The sequence below is a fragment of the Aquirufa sp. genome (genome assembly GCF_044342065.1).
Taxonomy (GTDB): Bacteria; Bacteroidota; Bacteroidia; order Cytophagales; family Spirosomataceae; genus Aquirufa.
Window position 1 is genome coordinate 1 of the sequence record NZ_JBIIQN010000055.1, and the last position, 4,583, is coordinate 4,583.

At 47.0% G+C, this 4,583-nt stretch carries 4 protein-coding genes and 1 tRNA gene; 1 reads left to right on the forward strand and 4 read right to left on the reverse strand.

Going from position 1 to position 4,583, the window contains the following annotated elements:
• From ACIQZ2_RS11545 to ACIQZ2_RS11560, 4 genes are all read right to left on the reverse strand, one after another.
• A partial coding sequence (locus ACIQZ2_RS11545) for a phytanoyl-CoA dioxygenase family protein (protein ID WP_395769005.1) occupies positions 1-609 on the reverse strand: 609 nt, incomplete at its 3' end.
• Between the two features lie 584 nt (positions 610-1,193).
• Complete coding sequence (locus ACIQZ2_RS11550; protein WP_395769006.1) at positions 1,194-2,930, reverse strand: phospho-sugar mutase; 1,737 nt, start codon at positions 2,928-2,930, stop codon at positions 1,194-1,196.
• A gap of 3 nt (positions 2,931-2,933) precedes the next feature.
• Positions 2,934-3,701, reverse strand: coding sequence for a diaminopimelate epimerase (dapF, locus tag ACIQZ2_RS11555; RefSeq protein WP_395769007.1), 768 nt, complete (start codon positions 3,699-3,701; stop codon positions 2,934-2,936).
• Between the two features lie 8 nt (positions 3,702-3,709).
• A complete protein-coding gene (locus ACIQZ2_RS11560) occupies positions 3,710-4,237 on the reverse strand; it encodes a DinB family protein (protein WP_395769008.1) in 528 nt (175 codons plus the stop codon).
• Between the two features lie 248 nt (positions 4,238-4,485).
• On the opposite strand from ACIQZ2_RS11560, the gene ACIQZ2_RS11565 reads away from it, so the two are divergent.
• Positions 4,486-4,562: transfer RNA gene (locus tag ACIQZ2_RS11565), tRNA-Asp, on the forward strand.
• Positions 4,563-4,583 lie beyond the last annotated feature (21 nt).

A 4,583-nucleotide genomic window follows, 5' to 3' on the forward strand; every position in this document is an offset into this window, starting at 1 on the left:
CTCCGAGCGGTGAAGTATATTCGGATGAAAAAACAGAACATCTCCCGCTTTTAACTCGCAATACACCAGTTCGGAAACTTTGGCAGCCTCGTCTACGAAAGCTTGGTCGGCGCCTTGTTGTTCCCCCGCAAAATGGTGTTCGATGCGTTGCATGTGATGCGTGCCTTTGAGGACTTGTAAGCAGCCATTGGCGACATTGGCATCAGTCAGCGCAATCATGACGGATACCATGGATTCGGGATATAGGAATCCATTTTTATACCAATAGCCGTAATCTTGATGCCATTCCCAGGCACCGCCTACGCGGGGCTCTTTTTGCATGACTTTGGAATGAAAATGGCAAACTTCCCCTTCGCCTAAGATGTTTTGGACCGAGGTCACCATGCGTTTACATCGCGACATGAGTCCAAATGAATCATCGCCTGCGGTAAACCAAAGCGTTAATTTGGTCTTTTTCCCGGTTTGATCATTGAGGTCAAATGCGTGTTCTACCACGGATTCATCTGTCGCGACCTGATATAAAAGTTGAATTTCTTCCTTTGAAAAAAAGTTGGAGACCTGGATAAATCCATCCTGCTTGTAGGCAAGTACTTGTGATTCAGTCAACATAGCAATCGGTTTAGTTGGCTGAATTTATTAATAAAATTAATAGGTTGTATGCGGTGATGTGTTTGTTGGTGTGGGCGATCTTTGGCAAAGCTTAATGCTTTGCCAAAGTTTGAGGCGCTTTTCGCGCCGATTACTACAATCATTTCTTGGAATATAGGTAACCCAACAGAATCGATGCTACGCGTCTCTACATTATTTTAGTTTCTTTGCATTTTCTTCAAATTCACTACTAGGCTTTTGAAACCGTTTGAGAATCTCCTCATTCGAAAGTCCAATCAATTCCTTACTAAGCTTTGTTTTGATTCTTCGAAATGATTTTACACAATGATAGCCTTTGATAGTACCCTCGGATGTTTTCATAAGATTTCTCTAGGAGATTTGATGGTGATGTGAGCCAAACCTCGCTGTGAATTTACGTGATTGTATCCTATGATTCTATTCGAAAATGGGGTATTTGATAACCCTAGGCTTTAGCCTAGGGATTAGACGCGAGGTATCGCGTCTCTACATGGTTTTGGTTTATTAGACGCGAGGTATCGCGTCTCTACGTGGTTGTGGTTTATTAGACGCGAAGTATCGCGTCTCTACACGAGTCCCAAATCTTGCTGTATCACCCCCACCTTCTCCTGCAAAGCAGTAAGGGTCTTGTCGAAATCAGCCGCGGAGGCTAATGGTGCGTTAACAGAAACGTAGAATTTGATCTTCGGTTCCGTGCCCGATGGACGTGCAGAGACTTTCGAGCCGTCTGCCAGGATGAGTTGGATGACGTTGGAGGCTTCGATGCCGCGGCCAACGGCAATAGGTTTTTGAATACCCGTTAACAGATCTGTGGAGATTAAACCCTCGTAGTCCAAAACCGTTACCGGTTTAGAACCCGCCACCGAAGCAGGTACGTTCGAGCGTAAATTGATCATCATTTGCTTGATTTCCTCTGCGCCAACTTTCCCCTTTTTGGTCAAGGAGATTAGTCCTTCGTAGTAGAAATTATTCTCAATGTACATCTCAGCCAAAAAGTCGAACAATGATTTGCCCTGATCTTTCGCGTAAGCCGTTAATTCCGCGATCATGGCACAAGAGGCCACCGCGTCTTTGTCGCGGACAGCATCGCCAATTAAATAGCCGTAAGACTCCTCGCCACCGCCGATGAACTTTTCTTTGCCTTCTAATTCACGAATGACCTGTGCGATGTATTTAAAACCGGTCAAGGTATTGTAGCAATTCACGCCTTTGGACGCACACATTTTATCGATCAAATCCGTGGTCACAATCGTTTTGGCCACAAATTCATTGCCCTTCAAATCCGTTACTTTCAATAAATAATACAGAATCAAACTCGCCATCTGGTTCCCGTTCAAGAGTACCCACTCGCCGTGTTGGTTCTTCACCGCTGCCCCCACGCGATCTGCATCCGGATCTGTCGCAATCACTAAATCCGCATCAATCGCCTTGGCTTTATTCAAGGCCAAAGTCATCGCTTCCTTCTCCTCCGGATTTGGATATACGACGGTTGGGAAATTGCCATTGGGAATAGCTTGCTCTTCCACGACTGTTACGGCCTGAAAACCCAATAGGTCTAATGCTTTTGGCACCAAGGTAATCCCCGTTCCGTGAATAGGAGAGAAGACGATTTTCAAGTCTTTTTGACGCTGAATGACTTCCGGCTTGCGGCAATTCGCCTGGATGGTTTTTAAATACGCGTTATCAATTGACTCATCTAAAATATGCAACAAGGCATCATTGCCCTCAAATTTAATGTCAGCCACCGAGGAAATGGCGTTCACCTCCGCTACGATGTTTTTATCGTGTGGGGCAACGACCTGCGATCCATCCGACCAATAGGCCTTGTAGCCATTGTATTCCTTCGGATTGTGGGATGCGGTGATGACGATGCCGGCTTGGCAGCCCAACTCGCGTACCGTGAACGATAGTTGGGGAGTAGGTCTCAAGGCAGGGAAGAGGTATACCTCGATGCCATTGGCCGTGAAGATATTTGCCGCGATGCGGGTGAATTCTGGGGAATTATTCCGTGAATCGTGTGCGATAGCGACTTTGATTTTTTGGCCCGGAAGGCATTTGTTGAGGTAATTGGCAAAACCTTGCGTAGCCGTACCCACCGTGTATTGGTTCATGCGGTTACAACCCACGCCCATTTCACCACGCATGCCACCCGTCCCAAATTCCAGTGATTTGTAGAAGGAATCCGTCAAAGCGGTTTGTTCGCCGGCCGCGATCAAGGCTTGAATTTGCGTTTTGGTTTCGGCGTCGTACGGTCCGTTTAACCATTGGTCGATGTTTGCTTGGGTTGTTGCGTCAAAAGTCATATCCTAAATTTCTCCGGTAAAAACGTGTTTGGCTGGGCCAATTAAAAATATTTGCGTGTAACCATCCGTGCTGTTTCCTTCGAATTGAATGGCTAATTCACCGCCTAAAGTCTTGATTTGAATGGGGCTGGGCATGCCTTTGGTGGCATTGGATACCAAAGCCGCCGCCGTCACACCCGTTCCGCAGGAATAGGTTTCATCCTCCACACCGCGCTCGTAGGTACGAACGAAGAGGGTTTGGGGATCTAGCTTTTCGGCAAAATTCACATTGGTTCCGTTTTGGCCCTGATAAGCCTCCGAATACCGGATGGCGGCACCGATGTTCTTTACATCCGTGAATTGTACTTGTTGGACGTAACGCACCACATGCGGCGAACCGGTATCGGTAAAATAATCGTCGTCGTGCTGGGCGATGTTCGCCACATCTTGCATCTGCAAGGATATTGTTGCTGAAGTAATATAGGCCAAATGCGGTCCATCCACCGCGATAAAATGGGCTTTTTCTTGTACGATCCCTTGGTCTGCGGCAAAGCGTACCAAACAACGGCCGCCATTCCCGCACATGGATCCGGGCGTACCATCGGAATTATAATAAATCATCCGGAAATCGTAAGCGTCTGCATGTTGCAGAAGCATTAAACCATCTGCCCCTATGCCAAAACGGCGGTTGCAGAGCTGTGCAATCGCTGGGGTATCGAGATTAAATGCCTGATTTCGGTCATCGATGATGATGAAGTCATTTCCGGTTCCTTGGTATTTGTAAAATTGCATGGCCTAATTTAAGAAAAATGTGGCAAGTACCGCGCTTGAATGATGTTATAATGGTGTTTTTCGTGTCCGGCGATCATCCAGGCCAAAGCGCGTGCCGAGATATTCTGTCCATTGGCCGAGCCAATCGCGTTTCCTTGGGTTAGCGTAAAGGATTGAATCAAAGCGATTGTAGCCGCGCGCGTTGTTTTGTATTGGGTTAAAACCTCTTCCGCCGACTGGTTTTCATAGCCCGCCTGATCCATGTATTGATTTTCGTCAAATCCGGGTAGTGATTGCGTTTCCCCACGTGAAATCGCCAAAGCCCGGTAGGCGAATATCCGCTCAGAATCCACCATGTGCCCCAAGAGTTGCTTGAAACTCCACTTGCCCTCGGCATAAGCGTAGTTGGCCTGTTGCTCCGTCAAAGGCTCGTAAATCGCGAGGATTTGCTGGGTTTGTTGGTCTAATACCTCCAACAAATTCGCGTCCGCATCAAATTGCAGGTATTCAGCAAAATAAGGGGCGTTTGGGTATTCGTAGGCAGCTGGGAAATGCATCGTATGGTATTTAAGGTTTGACAAAGGTACAGGGGAAAAGGGAAAAGGGAACGATGTGCGCTGATAAAGTATAGGTAGAAACTGATATTTTATTTCCGGGGTAAGCGTGCAAGTGCTCTGCCAACGCCGTGATTTTCAATCGAATAAAGCGCACTACCTTCGTTAGGCCTATCTTTTTCCTATTTTTTTTCAAAGACCTCTTGCATCCAAGCAGAATTTCCCTAATTTTGTGCCACCAAATACCAAACGGTCCGGTAGTTCAGTTGGTTAGAATACATGCCTGTCACGCATGGGGTCGCGGGTTCGAGTCCCGTCCGGACCGCCAACTTGGTTAAAGCTTCAGAGA

Coding starts and splice junctions, on each gene's coding strand:
- ACIQZ2_RS11550 (WP_395769006.1), bottom strand. CDS start 2,930: ATGACTTTTGACGCAACAACCCAAGCAAACATCGACCAATGGTTAAAC.
- dapF (WP_395769007.1), bottom strand. CDS start 3,701: ATGCAATTTTACAAATACCAAGGAACCGGAAATGACTTCATCATCATC.
- ACIQZ2_RS11560 (WP_395769008.1), bottom strand. CDS start 4,237: ATGCATTTCCCAGCTGCCTACGAATACCCAAACGCCCCTTATTTTGCT.